The 12,217-nt window shown below is 53.0% G+C and carries 12 protein-coding genes; 1 reads left to right on the top strand and 11 read right to left on the bottom strand.

All coding sequences use genetic code 11. From position 1 onward, the window contains the following. Positions 1-65: 65 nt before the first annotated feature. From ACZMIG_RS06245 to ACZMIG_RS06280, 8 genes are all read right to left on the bottom strand, one after another. Positions 66-878 (bottom strand): LicD family protein, encoded by an 813-nt coding sequence (locus tag ACZMIG_RS06245; RefSeq protein ID WP_302698251.1) that lies wholly within the window; start codon positions 876-878, stop codon positions 66-68. A gap of 51 nt (positions 879-929) precedes the next feature. Then, positions 930-1,658 (bottom strand): phosphocholine cytidylyltransferase family protein, encoded by a 729-nt coding sequence (locus tag ACZMIG_RS06250; RefSeq protein WP_053397553.1) that lies wholly within the window; start codon positions 1,656-1,658, stop codon positions 930-932. After that, positions 1,655-2,710 carry a pyridoxal phosphate-dependent aminotransferase gene (locus ACZMIG_RS06255; RefSeq protein WP_053397554.1) on the bottom strand — a complete coding sequence of 352 codons (1,056 nt, stop codon included), beginning with the start codon at positions 2,708-2,710 and terminating at the stop codon, positions 1,655-1,657. Before ACZMIG_RS06255 ends, ACZMIG_RS06250 begins: the two co-directional genes overlap by 4 nt. Positions 2,711-3,106: 396 nt before the next feature. After that, positions 3,107-4,978 carry a 4-hydroxy-3-methylbut-2-en-1-yl diphosphate synthase gene (locus ACZMIG_RS06260; protein ID WP_487889282.1) on the bottom strand — a complete coding sequence of 624 codons (1,872 nt, stop codon included), beginning with the start codon at positions 4,976-4,978 and terminating at the stop codon, positions 3,107-3,109. A 329-nt stretch (positions 4,979-5,307) separates the two neighbouring features. Further along, positions 5,308-5,814, bottom strand: coding sequence for a 5-(carboxyamino)imidazole ribonucleotide mutase (gene purE, locus ACZMIG_RS06265; RefSeq protein WP_021854485.1), 507 nt, complete (start codon positions 5,812-5,814; stop codon positions 5,308-5,310). Positions 5,815-5,910: 96 nt separating this feature from the next. Beyond that, positions 5,911-6,528 (bottom strand): phosphatase PAP2 family protein, encoded by a 618-nt coding sequence (locus ACZMIG_RS06270; RefSeq protein WP_288948628.1) that lies wholly within the window; start codon positions 6,526-6,528, stop codon positions 5,911-5,913. Beyond that, a complete protein-coding gene (rpoN, locus tag ACZMIG_RS06275) occupies positions 6,525-8,033 on the bottom strand; it encodes an RNA polymerase factor sigma-54 (RefSeq protein ID WP_021854487.1) in 1,509 nt (502 codons plus the stop codon). The genes ACZMIG_RS06270 and rpoN overlap by 4 nt, the downstream gene beginning before the upstream one ends. Positions 8,034-8,310: 277 nt before the next feature. Further along, on the bottom strand, positions 8,311-9,600 hold the full coding sequence (locus tag ACZMIG_RS06280; RefSeq protein WP_487889283.1) for a histidine-type phosphatase: 1,290 nt from the start codon (positions 9,598-9,600) through the stop codon (positions 8,311-8,313). Positions 9,601-9,933: 333 nt separating this feature from the next. Here ACZMIG_RS06280 and ACZMIG_RS06285 point away from each other — a divergent pair, with 333 nt between their 5' ends. Beyond that, positions 9,934-10,116 (top strand): hypothetical protein, encoded by a 183-nt coding sequence (locus tag ACZMIG_RS06285; RefSeq protein ID WP_021854489.1) that lies wholly within the window; start codon positions 9,934-9,936, stop codon positions 10,114-10,116. A 114-nt stretch (positions 10,117-10,230) separates the two neighbouring features. Here the strand turns inward: ACZMIG_RS06285 and rd are convergent, their stop codons facing one another. Genes rd through ACZMIG_RS06300 form a run of 3 tightly spaced genes read right to left on the bottom strand, consistent with a single transcriptional unit; the run spans position 10,231 to position 12,108 of the window. Then, positions 10,231-10,398: a rubredoxin gene (rd, locus tag ACZMIG_RS06290; protein ID WP_021854490.1), complete on the bottom strand. Its 168-nt coding sequence runs from the start codon at positions 10,396-10,398 to the stop codon at positions 10,231-10,233. 43 nt (positions 10,399-10,441) lie between these two features. Beyond that, on the bottom strand, positions 10,442-11,500 hold the full coding sequence (locus ACZMIG_RS06295) for a glycosyltransferase family 9 protein (protein WP_053397560.1): 1,059 nt from the start codon (positions 11,498-11,500) through the stop codon (positions 10,442-10,444). Further along, positions 11,497-12,108: a DUF4254 domain-containing protein gene (locus ACZMIG_RS06300; protein WP_021854492.1), complete on the bottom strand. Its 612-nt coding sequence runs from the start codon at positions 12,106-12,108 to the stop codon at positions 11,497-11,499. Before ACZMIG_RS06300 ends, ACZMIG_RS06295 begins: the two co-directional genes overlap by 4 nt. Positions 12,109-12,217: the final 109 nt, after the last annotated feature.

A 12,217-nucleotide genomic window follows, 5' to 3' on the forward strand; every position in this document is an offset into this window, starting at 1 on the left:
AACTTAAAAGACAGGCAGGAACAATAAAAAAGCAGGACGGCGGCTGCCGTCCTGCTGTGTATTTGTCATTGCTTGAACTCTCTGTAAGGATGATTCAGGTCTAGATAATGGAAGTTGTGCTGGCGCTGGGCGCTGTGTTTTGGTATGGTCATGTAGTCGCCATACTTGTTAGACAGATATGTGTCATAGTCTGCCACGCCCATCACCTTGGTGTCTTCAAAGGTGTATGGCACCGGCGTTCCCAGTATCTTCTTGTCCATTGCGCCCTTTGAGCCGTCGTCGTAGTCGGCCACCAGACGGCACTTGTCGTAGCTGTAGCGGTGGAGCAGGCGGCTGATGCGCTGCTGAACTCCTGCAAGCGTGTACATGCGGCGGCACAGCAGGGGCACCCACGAACTTGGTCCGTGGCCGTGCTTGTAGGGGTCGCGGAAGAGCAGATAGAGCACTCGCTTGTAATATTCGTAGCGTGCGAAGTGGAGCTTGCGTGCCACTGCGCCCTCGGGCACTCCGTCGATGGGGAACACGTCGAGATAAATGCCGCCCAGATACTTAAGGTGCATGCGCTCTATGAGCGTGGTGTCGGCATCCTGAATCTTGGCAAACGGCAGCGGATAGACGCCGTCGTTCTCGGCGCAGACCATCTCATAGGGCTTAGGCAGCCACTCTGCAGCATGCTCAATGAGGCGGTCGTAGTCAGGGCGCGGCATGGCAATGTCGAGGTCGTCGTCCCAAGGAATGAAGCCCTTGTGCCTCACAGCCCCTATCATTGTGCCTGCCCAGATGTAGTAGCGCAGGTTGTGCTCGCGGCAGACGTTGTCTACAGCCTTTAGCGTTTCGAGTATTCTGAGCTGCAGCTCACGTATGTTGTATTCAGCCATAACAGCTTTTTGTTTTATGTATGATGATTGTCGGCCTTCTGACGGCATGTGTCAGAACAGCTCACGGGGTATCAGTTGTGAAGCCTGATTAAAGTCTTCAACGGTGTCGAGCTCTATAGAGAAGAGGTCGGAGGTGTCCACCACGCTGAACTTGTGGCCCTGCGGGATGAGTCGCTCGAAGGCTCTCTCATAGAATATGTCCACAAGATGCTCGCCCTCAATCATGCGGTCGAGCTCGCTGAACAGCGCCTCTGAATAGTCGGCGCATATCTTCTCTATGCCGATAGACTCGCCTATGGCCTTGTCTATGCTGCATGTCTTGCTTATCTCGCTCACCTTTCCGTCTTCGTCGGTTATCACCTTAATCTCCTCTTCGCCCAGCTTGTGGCTGTTGAGCGCAAGGGTTGTGTCGGGCGCTGCAAGCACACGCTCCACTATGCGGCCGTCGAAGAGGATGTCGCTGTCGAGCAGCATAAACTCGCGTCCGGCGACATAGGGCTTTGTGAGCCACAGAGAATATATGTTGTTGGTGGTCTTGAAGTCGGCGTTCTCAATGAAGTGGAAGTCGATATCGGGATAGTTGCCCTCGAGAAACAGGCGTATCATGCCTCCGCGATAGCCCGTAACCACCACTATCTGCCTTATTCCGGCAGCCACAAGACTGTCTACCGTGCGCTGCAGTATGCACTTGCTGCCCACGCGCAGCAGGCACTTCGGGCGGTCGTCTGTGAGCGGACGCAGCCGCGACGCCATTCCGGCGGCTAATATTACGGCTATCATCGCTTTGCAACTTTTAGTATTATGTCGGCCACCATGCGGTTCTGCTCCCTGCGTCCGAGGGTTATTCGCATGTGCGAGTTGATGTCAGGCTCGTCCATAAACTTCACTTTATAGCTCTGTCCGGCAAATTCCTGCTGCAGGGCGGCCTTCAGTTCGATAGGATATTTAATGAGGATGAAGTTAGCCATCGACTTATACACCTTAAATCCGGGCAGCGAGCCTATCTCGTCGGTGTACATGCGGCGCGCCTCGTCCATCACGCGGGCTATCTCGCGGTAGTGAGCGTCCGACTTAAGGGCGGCAATGCCGATCTCCTCCGACAGGCGGTCGTATCCCAGATACTTGTTGGCATAGCGGCTGAAGCGCTCCATCGTCTCGCCCTTGCCTATGAACCCGAAGCCAAGGCGCAGGCCCGGCAGTCCGTAGAACTTAGACAGCGTGCGGCAGAATATTATGTTGGGATATTTTGCTATGAGGTTTCTTATGTAAGATATGTCTTCGGTTACATACGAAGCATAGGCCTCGTCGACGAGCACAACGGTAGTGGCAGGCACCATGCCCACCAGCTGCTCGAGCTCATCGGGCGTTAGTCCGTTGCCCGTAGGATTGTTGGGCGACGCCACGAGCAGTATCTTCGGGTTCTCCTCAGCTATCATGCGGCGCAGCCCGTCGAAGTCGTATGCAAACGAGTCTTCGGTCTCATACACAGGATATTGCAGCGTGCGGCCGTCAACCTCGTCGGCTATCGACTTGTAATACCACCACGAAAACTTGGGTATCAGCATGGTCTTGTTGCCGTCGCTGCCCGTAAGGAAGTAGTGAACGGCCATCTTCAGCAGGTCCTCTGCGCCGTAGCCCAGCACAATCTGCTTCTCGTCGATGCTGTATTGTTCTGAAAGGAATACCGAGAATATGCTCTTCTTCCCCTGATCATAGATACGTGTGTAAAAACAGAGCTTGTTAAGATCAAAATTCTTAATTGCGTCCTTTACCTCTTGAGAAGGCTCGAAATTAAATTCGTTCCTGTCAAGATAATTTAATTCTGTTTTCATATATATTTATATTTGATTGCAAAGGTAAATATATTTTATATAAAATTCTAATTTTAGCGCTAATTATTTGTCTTTCAGGAGTGTTTTATGGCGGTCGGTCTGAATTATAGACCATATCATCGGTTATAACGGCACAAACTGCCGACAGGCAGGCACGGCAGAGCGGCACCCGAGGAGGCGTTTTGCGAAAGCATACCTTTCGCCTTGCAAAAGGTATGCTTTCGGCACGTAAAAGGCCGTCTTTTAGCGTGTAAAAGACGGCCTTTTGCAATACGTTGAATGTCAGTATGTTACGAAGGCTTTGCCGACTGGCTTCATGACGGGGCTTAAACCTGACCTGAATGATATGCCTGAAGCCTTCGGACCAGCTTAATACGTGAGCAGCTATAGCGGCTTTCAGCCGGCTGCGTTGGCTGCGCGGTCGCTCTCGATGAGCTTCAGCAGCTTGTCAACGGCTTCGACCTCGGGTATGTTCTTCTCCACGCATTCCTTTCTGCGGTAGAGCGATATCTTGCCGCGTCCGGCGCCCACATATCCGTAGTCGGCATCGGCCATCTCGCCCGGACCGTTCACTATGCAGCCCATTATGCCTATCTTGAGGCCCTTCATATCCTTGGTGGCCTCCTTGATGCGGGCTATCGTAGAACGCAGGTCGTAGAGCGTGCGGCCGCATCCGGGACAGCTGATGTATTCGGTCTTCGACGTTCTCAGTCGTGCAGCCTGCAGTATGCCGAACGCCGTGGCGTCAATATCGGATGCCGAGAGCGTGCCGTCGTTCATGAGCCACAGTCCGTCGGTCAGTCCGTCGAACATCAGAGCGCCCATGTCGGCTGCCGCCTCAAGCTGGAAGTCGCCCTTCTCGTCCTGCGAGTGGCGGTACATCTGGCAGAATACAACGGGATTGGTGAGTCCTGCCGACATCATGTCGTGCAGCAGGGCGCGCTGCTCGCCGAGGCGGTTCTGATGGTTGCTGACGCATATCACCACCACTTCGGGGTGCGACTTGAGGCAGGCCGTGTATTCGTCGGTGTCGACGCCAAACTGGAGTACAAGGAATTTCAGCGGCGCGTCTACTGAAGATATCAGCGGCACGGCGTTATATGGGAATATGGGATATACGCCGGTCTTGTCTTCGAGGTCAGCATACACGCCGAAGTCTACGATGTAGCGCTGTCCGGCAACGCGCTCTGCGGGCAGAGTCTGACCTGTGTATATATAGTCGGGCGTCATGTCCTTGCCTGCAGCATCGGCCGGAGCGGCGTCGCTGCCGAGGCGTGATGATATCACAACGGGCACGTTATCGCCTCCGATATTCATCACGGCGCGTGTCTTGCGGCGCTCGGGCGATGTCCAGCAGAAGCCTTCAAAGGCCTTGCCCGGTATGAGCATGTGGCCCTGTTTCTTGCCGACATAGTCTACAAGATGGCGCGCCACGGGTATCTCAGCCTCCGGCTCCTCGCTCAGCGACACGCGTATGGTGTCGCCAATGCCGTCAGACAGCAGCGCTCCGATGCCCACGGCACTCTTTATGCGGCCGTCTTCGCCCTCGCCGGCCTCGGTTACTCCGAGGTGCAAGGGATACTTCATGCCTTCCTTGTCCATGGCCTCGACGAGCAGGCGAACCGACTGCACCATGACAACCGTGTTGCTGGCCTTTATCGAGATTACCACATCCGTGAAGTTCTCACGCTTGCATATACGCAGAAACTCCATGCAGCTCTCCACTATTCCGGCAGGAGTGTCGCCGTAGCGGCTCATTATGCGGTCGGAGAGCGAACCGTGGTTTACGCCTATGCGTATGGCCGTGTGGTTCTCGCGGCAGATGTTGAGGAAGGGCACAAACTGCTTCTCTATCTTCTGCAGCTCTGCGGCATATTCCTCGTCGGTATATTCAAGTTTCTTGAACGTGCGCGCCGGGTCGACATAGTTGCCCGGATTTATCCTCACCTTCTCGGCATACAGCGCTGCCACATCGGCCACGTGAGGATTAAAGTGGACGTCGGCCACGAGCGGAGTGTTATATCCCCTGCTCCTCAGTCCGGCATTGATGTTCTTCAGGTTTTCGGCCTCGCGCACGCCCTGCGTGGTGAGTCTCACATACTCTCCTCCGGCTTCAATTATGCGTATGGCCTGTTCCACGCTTCCCTCGGTGTCGTTGGTCGACGTGGTTGTCATCGACTGTATCCTCACCGGATTGTCTCCTCCCAGCGGAGTTGCGCCCACATTGACAACCGAACTATCCCTTCGGGTGTAATTAAAGATGTCCATGACTTGTACTTTTTTAGGAGTTAAAGTAGTTAAAGAAGTTATCGCTCACGGCGTGAGCTGAGTAGTTAAAGTCATATGTCATGATGATGTCTTCGTCAACGCCTGTCGTCCTGCACTAAAGCAGGGCCGTTAAAGAGAAACATCTTAACTGTCATATATCTCAGAATGCTGCATAGCAATGTTTGCCTACACAGATTTCCACTAAGCAAAGCACAGAAATGACATGCACTAACTTTGCCTGCCATAACAGACAAGGCATTTGACTTTAACTACTCAGCTCACGCCGTGAGCGATAACTTCTTTAACTACTTTAACTCCTGAATTATAAATCAGTTTGTCTTATACTCATACTTCACCTCAGCGAGGTCTTTGTTGGCCTTCTCGATTTTGGCTCCCAGTCCTGCCTTATAGTCAGCAAGGCGTGCGGCAACCTCTTCGTCGGCCAGCGCAATCATCTCTACGGCCAGTATGGCAGCGTTCATTGCGCCGTTTACGCCAACCGTAGCAACAGGTATTCCCGGGGGCATCTGTATGATGCTAAGCATGGCGTCGAGACCGTCGAGCATACCCTTGATGGGCACTCCGATAACCGGCAGAGTGGTAGACGCTGCTATCACGCCCGGCAGGGCGGCAGCCATTCCGGCTCCGGCTATTATCACCTTGATGCCGCGCTCCTTGGCTCCTTTGGCAAAAGCCTCAACAGCGTCGGGCGTGCGGTGGGCCGACAGGGCGTTAACCTCAAACGGGATGTGCATCTCGTCGAGAAACTTACATGCCTTCTCCATAACGGGCAGGTCGCTCGTGCTGCCCATGATGATACTTACTAATGGTTTCATATTAAGCTTGTTTTATTTTAAATATACATTATCTGGTCGAAACTTTTACGGCTTGCGGCCACAACACTGAGCGCCGCAGGCACAAAGACGCACTGCTCAGAACAGCAGCACAGACACAAACGAGCATGCCACGCCTGCCAGAAAGCCCAGCACCACCTGGCGCAGAGAATGCTGACGCAGAATCATGCGGCTCGTGCCTACCATGCCGGCGAGCAGCAGCACAATGCAGAGCCACCACACCGGATTGAACGAAAATATAACTGAAAAAGCCAGCAACGCACCGGTAACGCCGCCGATGGCTGCCGTATGGGTGGATATCTTGATGAAAAGATTTATGATGGCGCAGGCCACCTGTATCACAAGGGCTGCTATAAGGATGCTCCCCATGAAGTGGGGCACATGGGTGGCAGCCATTATGTAATAGCACAGAAGATAAGAAAAAATGGATATCACATAAGGAATGGCGCGTCTCTCGCGGCTGCCCAGCTCTATGAGCGTCCAGCCCTGATAGCGCCGGTAGAAACGGATAAGGGCCGTAGGAAGAAATACCGTGAACAGATAGAACATCAACAGCAGGAACAGCTTGTAGGTCAGGGGCAACAGGCTGAGGTAACTGAAGATGAAAAGAATCAAAAGGCCTAATATCGGAAGATAGAAAGGCGTGAACAGAACGCTCAGCACCTTGGCCGTAAAAATAATCTCTTTCTCTTTCATTTCTTTCTTAGTCGGGCGACGGGGATGCCCAGCTGCTCGCGATATTTTGCTATCGTGCGGCGTGCCACGGGGTATCCGCTCTCGTTCATCTTATCCTTTATGGCGTCGTCGCTTAGCGGGCGGCGCTTGTCTTCGTTGTCAATTATGTCCTTAAGGGCGGCCTTTATCTTGCGCGTCGACATCTCCTCGCCGCTTTCTGTCTTGACGCTGTCGCTGAAGAAGTGGCGCAATTTGAACGTGCCCCAGCGTGTCTGGGCATACTTCATGTTGCTTACGCGCGATATGGTGGATATGTCGAGGCCGGTCTTGTCGGCCACATCCTTGAGTATCATGGGCTTCAGGTCGCTCTCGTCGCCGTCCTGAAAGTATGCCTTCTGTATGTCTATTATGGCCTTCATGGTGACATACAGCGTGTGGCGGCGCTGCTTTATGGCGTCGATAAAGCCCTGGGCGCGCTCCACCTTCTCCTTGGCGTAGAGCAGGGCTTCCTTCTCGCTGCGGCTCATCTTGCTCTTGTTTTTCTGGTAACTCTTCACCATGTCGGTGAAGGAGTCTGACACATAGAGGTCGGGCACGTTGCCGCTGTTGATATAGAACGACACTGTGCCGTCGTCGGCCGTGTCTACTATAAAGTCGGGAGTTATCTGCTGGATGTTGCGTCCCTCGGTCTCGCCGAGCGAAGAGCCTGGCTTCGGGTTTAGCTTCAGCAGTTCGTTGTGAACCGTCTTCACGGTGTCGGTGTCGATGCCGAGCTGCGATGCTATCTTGTCCCAGCGCTTGTTCATGAACTCGTCGAAGCATTCTGTTATCACACGCTCCATCATCGAGCGCATCTCCGACTTGTCCCTGCGCCTTATCTGCAGCAGGAGACACTCGCGCAGGTTGCGTGCACCTATGCCGGCAGGGTCGAACGTCTGCAGCACATGCAGCACATGCTCTATCTCATGCTCGCTTGCATCTATGTTATGGTATATGGCCAGCTCGTCGCTCAGCGTGGCAATGTCCTTGCGCAGAAGTCCGTCGCCGTCGAGCGAACCGATGAGATACTCCATTATCTCGTGCTCGCGGGGCGTGAGCTCCACGTCTACCATCTGCTCCTTGAGCCTGTCGTAGAACGACACCTGGTCGCCGTAGGTTATCTCCTCATAGTCAGCATTCTGGTTGTTGCTTGCCACATACTGCGCGGCCTCAGGCATCTCGTCGTCCATTCCGATGCCCGAAAGGGCCTGGTCGAGCGCCGACTCGCGCTCCTCACGCTCGTTGACGGTGTCAAAGTCGTCGTCTTCGTCTGAACCGGAAACGCTCTCATGCATGTCGTCGGCAGGCTGAACGTCGTCTGGCCCGGCAACTTCAAGGGCTGGATTGTCGTCAATCTCGGCCGCCACGCTGTGCTCCAGTTCTGTCAACGGCATTTCAAGCAGATGCACCACGAGCATCTGCTGCTGAGTGAGGCGCTGTGTCTGAACCTGTTTCTGCGCCTGTGTCTGAATGAGATTTTGTGCCATAACGCTGCAAAATTAATATTTTTCCGTGAAGAAGAGTAATTAATACTGAATATTTTTCCTTACGGCCCCAAAAGGTTCTGCTCACCATAAGCGGTGTGCCGGCTGCGCTTATCACAGCCTGCCGCACGGCCATACGGGGCAGTCTGCCAAGGCCTGCGTAACACGCTGTTATCCAGCTATTTGCAATATGCCGTCTTTTAGGTTGTAAAAGATGGCATATCAGGAGCTAAAAGGTGGCCTTTTGCAACCTGAAAGGGCACATATTGCATCACCGCCACTAATTCTTATACGTGTCGAGCTTGTCAAGATAGTATTTCTTAAAGTCGCTCCAGCGATAATAAGGCGCGCAGTCGGTCTTTACGGGGAGCGTCGCCTCGTTCTCGTTGAGCAGCACCTTTACAAGCACGTCTTTGTCGTTGCGGTTGCGGCGATAGAACACCAGCTGTATGTTGGCGCCCATCGGGAACACTTTATAGTTGATCCATCCCTTGCTCTCAAGACTGTCGAGACTTGATATCTGACGGTCGTATCCGTTGATTCCCAACAGACATGTCAGCGGCAGCACCATCGTCTCGTGGCCGAAGCGCAGCGTTGCGCCGGGCCTGTCGAGGGCTATGCAGCTATCGGCCTGATGTATTATGTTGCGCAGGAGGTTGCGCTGCGAGAAGGGCTGAGTGGCTCCGTTGAGCGGACATGCGCCGTAGTTGATATACCACCACGTGTTCTCCATTTGCCAGTTGGCGTAGAGCTCGTCGTCGGTGAATATGTCGTAGAGCGTAATCTTGTGGCGAAGCTCCGAGCTCTGCAGGTTTGACGCTAGCGAGAAGAGCTTATAGTTGAGGTCGGAAGCGTCCACTTCATACTTTACATAGTCGCTGTCGCTGAACAGACTTAGCATAAGCCGCTCAGGATTTACGCGGCGGCTGCAATATTCTTTCCACATAACTTCGGCACGGCGGGGCATCTTCTGCGCATAAAGTTCAGGGTCGCTCTGGTTCATATAATACATGTCGTGCATGCTCGCGTCGTGCTTTATCGTCAGTTTGGGGTTCATCAGGAGCAGCTGCTGCATCTCGTTCTCCATCGACAGGATGCAACGTATCACCACGGTGCTCTTTGCATCTACCACGACATTGCCCTTGAACACCTCGGGAAAGCGCTCATACATGCGGCGGGCTATCTGCCTGTGCTGCTCGGCTCCAAGCTCGGTGAGCTCTCCCAGGCGGCCTGCTGCCTCGTCGCGGAGCATCTTCACGCGTCTGAGCACATCCTTTCCGAGCGGCGTAAGCTTTCCGAGGCTGTCGGCACGGGCAAGGACACGCACCGGGACATCATAGTCGTCAGGACTTATCAGATAGCGCGAGCCGTGGCGGCCGTAATGACTTATATAAAAAGGACTGTAACCTTTGGGGGCGGGCGTCAGCTTTTTCTGAGACGGACCGGGATAAGCCAGATAGTTGCTGGCCGAAAGACACACATTGTTTCTTATCTCATCACGGGCTGTCTGTGCTTCAAGCGGAGACTGAAAAAGTAAAAAAGACAGGACTAAAAGCAATAATTTATCCATAAAACAACTGTTTTTTTATTTCTTTACCGCAAAGATACTTAAAAAATGACGTTATTATTCATTATTCCAAAGAAAAATGATAATTTTGCAGCCCGAAATTATCTGAATGAAATGAAAATAGGCGTTGGCCTATAACAAACAACCTCCTGCATATTGACTATTATTTTAATTACACAGAAACTATTTTAGGATATTCTGTGCAAGGATTGTCTGTGCAATAAGATTTAGCATAATGAAATCGCTATCATGACATATCCTGAATTACGGCCGGAATGCCGGCAAGTTTTATAAGACGACATAGCATGTAATAAAAAATAATAATTAATAAAAGAAATGGGAAGAAACAAAAGACAAGACTATGACCACACAGACGAATCGGAGGTATTTAAGAAAAAGAGTCTGATGGCCGCCAAGAACCGCAAGAGAATGTCTAAGATCGTGTTTGCGGTAATGTGCCTGCTTGCAGCGTTCGTCGTTGCAGCATGTATGCTCAGCTATTTTTTCAACTTTGTCTGACCTGCAAGCGCCTTGAGGCAACGCTTCTGCTGCCGCCGGGGCCGTGTCTTGAAACAAGAAAAGCGCGGAAAGCCTTAACAGATGCTTTCCGCGCTTTTTATATCCGACTGTGAATTAATCGTCTTCTTCTACTGAGAATTCGTCCTTACCAACTCCGCATAGAGGGCAAACCCAATCTTCTGGAAGGTCCTCAAATGCTGTTCCGGGCTGTATGCCGTTATCAGGATCGCCTACTTCGGGGTCATATACATAACCGCAAGTGTCACAAATGTACTTTTTCATAATGCTTACTTTTTAATTAATAAATTAGATATTAACTGATAGTTTATTTTCTGCCGCACATCACGAACTCAGCCCTTGCAGCTATCTGTTCGGGCGAAATGTTCTTGAGGCACGAGTAGTCGCCTCTGATGCAGGGCTTGTTTCCGAATATGCTGCATGGCCGGCAGGGCAAGTCTATCTGCACCGCGTTCTCCATGCTCTGTCCCCAGCCCATGAATCCGGCAAAGGGATGCGTTGCGCCCCATACGCTGACCACCGGCGTGGCTGTAAGCGATGCCATGTGCATGTTGGCGCTGTCCATTGAAATCATGAGGTCGAGATGGCTCATCAGGACAAGTTCGAGACTTATGCCGTCGAGCTTTTCGGCCACGCTTTCACACTGTTTGTATTTTGAGCACCACTCACCGAAGTATTCTGTCTCGCGCTGTCCCTTGCCGAAGAGGAATATGCGGCAGTCGGGATGGCGCTCTGTCAGGAGCCTTATGACCTGCTCCATGAGCCGCGGAGGATACACTTTGCCCTCGTGGGCGGCAAACGGGGCTATGCCAATCCACTTCTCCGTGAACTCGCCGCTGCGCCTGATGCTCTCCGGCAGCAGGCTGATGTCGCCTCCGCCTTCGGGGAATATCGACTTGAAGTCGAGCTTTATGGGGTAGCCCAGGCGTGCAAGCACATCGGCATAGTTGCTGAACGGCGACGGCTGCTGCACGAGTTTCTTGTCCGACATGGCCACGAGCTGCCTGCGGCCGCTGCGGTGCTTGTCGATGTGAGCCACCTTATAGCGGTCTATGTTGAAGCGCATGCGCAGATAGTCGGAGCGCAGCACGCTGTGGAAGTCGGCTATGGCGGTGAAGTTCTTTGCCGTGAGTCGGCGGTAGAGAGCGTTGAGCCCTTTCACTCCGTCATACTCATCCTTGATGTCAGCCTCCATGAAGCTCACGTTGGACGGCATGCGCTCGAAGAACGGGCGCGCAAAGGGCTTGCTCAGCATGGTTATCCTCACGTCGGGATACTGCCTTGCGAGCGAATAGACCACGGGCACGGTCATGGCCACGTCTCCCATGGCCGAGAATCTCATTATGAGTATGTGCTCTGTCCTCATTTATTATTTTTGGCGTATAACACCGGGTTTGTGGCCGGGTCGTTATACATTTTCATCTGCTTGTAAACCTTCATGTACTTTCTGCCGGCCTCGATGTCGTCGAGCAGCTGGTCGATGGCTGTCCCGAGGTCAACCTGCTGCTGCATCAGCACATCCAGCTTGGCCCTGCACCTTTCGCGGTGTTCAGGGTCGGCGTCGGCGCGCTCTGTCTGCTCCTTCATGTGGTATATCTTCAGCGCGAGTATCGACAGGCGGTCGATGGCCCATGCCGGGCTCTCGGTGTTTATGCGTGCATCGGGCATTACCTTCACGTCCTTATACTTGTCCCTGAGCCAGCTGTCAATCTGCTCCACGAGGTCTGTGCGGTCCTGGTTGCTGCGGTCTATGCGGCGCTTCAGCAGCAGAGCCTCTGCCGGGTCAATCTGCGGGTCGCGTATGATATCCTCAAGGTGCCACTGCACGGTGTCTATCCAGCACTTCATATACAGGCTGTTCTCTATCGTGCCCTCTCCGTAGGGGTTGTTCACCTTGGTGTCAACGTCGTCGGCCTGGTGATAGTCATTTATCGCCCGGCTGAAAATCTCGTTACAAAGTTCGGTAAATGCCATTTGCTCTTGTTTTAGTTAATACTTCTGCTGACGTGCCGCAGGCATAGCCGGCATGTCCGGCCGGAGCGCTGACGGCGCTATTATATTAAATGCAAAGCTAATAAATTAT

Source organism: Xylanibacter sp. (assembly GCF_057607445.1).

Bases quoted from the DNA above. Each gene is read 5' to 3' on its own strand.
- ACZMIG_RS06245 (WP_302698251.1), bottom strand. From the start codon at position 878: ATGGCTGAATACAACATACGTGAGCTGCAGCTCAGAATACTCGAAACG.
- ACZMIG_RS06250 (WP_053397553.1), bottom strand. From the start codon at position 1,658: ATGATAGCCGTAATATTAGCCGCCGGAATGGCGTCGCGGCTGCGTCCG.
- ACZMIG_RS06255 (WP_053397554.1), bottom strand. From the start codon at position 2,710: ATGAAAACAGAATTAAATTATCTTGACAGGAACGAATTTAATTTCGAG.
- ACZMIG_RS06260 (WP_487889282.1), bottom strand. From the start codon at position 4,978: ATGGACATCTTTAATTACACCCGAAGGGATAGTTCGGTTGTCAATGTG.
- purE (WP_021854485.1), bottom strand. From the start codon at position 5,814: ATGAAACCATTAGTAAGTATCATCATGGGCAGCACGAGCGACCTGCCC.
- ACZMIG_RS06270 (WP_288948628.1), bottom strand. From the start codon at position 6,528: ATGAAAGAGAAAGAGATTATTTTTACGGCCAAGGTGCTGAGCGTTCTG.
- rpoN (WP_021854487.1), bottom strand. From the start codon at position 8,033: ATGGCACAAAATCTCATTCAGACACAGGCGCAGAAACAGGTTCAGACA.
- ACZMIG_RS06280 (WP_487889283.1), bottom strand. From the start codon at position 9,600: ATGGATAAATTATTGCTTTTAGTCCTGTCTTTTTTACTTTTTCAGTCT.
- ACZMIG_RS06285 (WP_021854489.1), top strand. From the start codon at position 9,934: ATGGGAAGAAACAAAAGACAAGACTATGACCACACAGACGAATCGGAG.
- rd (WP_021854490.1), bottom strand. From the start codon at position 10,398: ATGAAAAAGTACATTTGTGACACTTGCGGTTATGTATATGACCCCGAA.
- ACZMIG_RS06295 (WP_053397560.1), bottom strand. From the start codon at position 11,500: ATGAGGACAGAGCACATACTCATAATGAGATTCTCGGCCATGGGAGAC.
- ACZMIG_RS06300 (WP_021854492.1), bottom strand. From the start codon at position 12,108: ATGGCATTTACCGAACTTTGTAACGAGATTTTCAGCCGGGCGATAAAT.